The sequence below is a fragment of the Flavobacterium sp. NRK F7 genome (assembly GCF_024054195.1).
GTDB lineage: Bacteria > Bacteroidota > Bacteroidia > Flavobacteriales > Flavobacteriaceae > Flavobacterium.
This window is the reverse complement of record NZ_JAMXLB010000007.1, coordinates 1-1,408: the sequence shown is the minus strand read 5'-3', so window position 1 is coordinate 1,408 and position 1,408 is coordinate 1. Positions and strand designations below refer to the sequence as shown.

General features: G+C 39.8%; 1 protein-coding gene. It reads right to left on the bottom strand.

Translation table 11 applies throughout. The features are described from left to right. A partial coding sequence (locus NHF47_RS17035) for a SprB repeat-containing protein (protein ID WP_252766120.1) occupies window positions 1-1,408 on the bottom strand: 1,408 nt, incomplete at both ends.

The following is a 1,408-nucleotide window of genomic DNA, read 5'->3' as shown; positions in this document are numbered from 1 at the left end:
CTTCCATTGTTCAAACCAAAACAACTACTATCTGTCTTGGTATAACTTGCTGTTAAAACTGAAGGCTCAGTTACTGTAAAAGATTGCGTTCGTAAAACATTATTCGCATCTCTTACTTGAACAGTATATGTTCCTGCTGGTAGATTAGACAAGCTGGCCAAGTTAGTTGGTTCTGTAAAAGGGATAGTAGGTCCTGACCAAGAGTAACTATATTCGTTAGGACTATTGCCTTGTGTCCCTCCAGAAGCCACTGCTGTTAATACCGCTGTACTTTCTCCATAACAAGCTATCTCATTATCCTCTTGGATACTAACCGTAAATAAAGGTGGTGCTGTAACCGTATACGATTCAACTAATGTACAACTAGGATTATTTACATCAGTAATCGTCAAAGCATAACTTCCCGCTGCAAGATTGGCAATCGAGGCTGTGGTTTGACCTGTATTCCATTGGTAACTCAAAGAACCTGAACCTCCAATAGCCGAAACACTAATCGCGCCTGTATTACTAGATGCATCTACTAAATGGGTAACATTGGAAAAAACAATTTCTATAACTGCGGGTTCGCTTATCGTAATTGCATTTATTTCATATACACATCCTTTGCTATCTATTACCTGACAACTATAACTCCCAGGAGAAAGATTGTTTATACTAGCTGTGGTAATGGGTAGTGTAGTGGTACCTCTTTTCCATAGATAACTATATGGAGGTGTACCGCCTTGAGCCGTTATACCTATACTTCCATTATTGGCTCCAAAACAGTTTACATCAGTTGCGCTATACGTAGCACTTAAAGCACTAGCTGGTTGTGTTAAATTATATTGTATCTCTTGCGAGCCACCAACATTATCTGTAACTATTAATGTATACGTTCCTATAGACAAACCCGTAATTTGTTGGTCTGATGATAAAAAAGAACCATTCTTTTTCCAAACAAAACTATAGCCTGGTACACCACCGGTAGCACTAGCCGATAAAACACCTGTCGCATCTCCAAAACATGCAATCTCTTGCACCACTGTAATGATAGGCACTAAAACTGGTGGATCCACTAAAGTATAACTCGCAGTAGTGGTACATCCACTCCCATCCGTAACTGTAATCGTATAAGTTCCTGCATACAGCGTACTAATATCTTCGTCAGTAGGGGTAAAGGTACTACTTACGCCATTAGGGTTGTCATACGTCCAAAGATATGTATAAGGTGGAGCGCCATCCAGGACATCAATATCAATACTCCCTGTGTTTTCCCCATTTAAAATAGGGTCTACAACGATAGCATTACTAATCGTTACTCTTGTCGCTGGCTCAGTAATGGTAAGCGTTTGGGAACCATCGGGTGCCAAACAATCATTACTGTCTTTTACAAGAATATCATAGCTTGCTGCTGCTAAACCTGAAAATA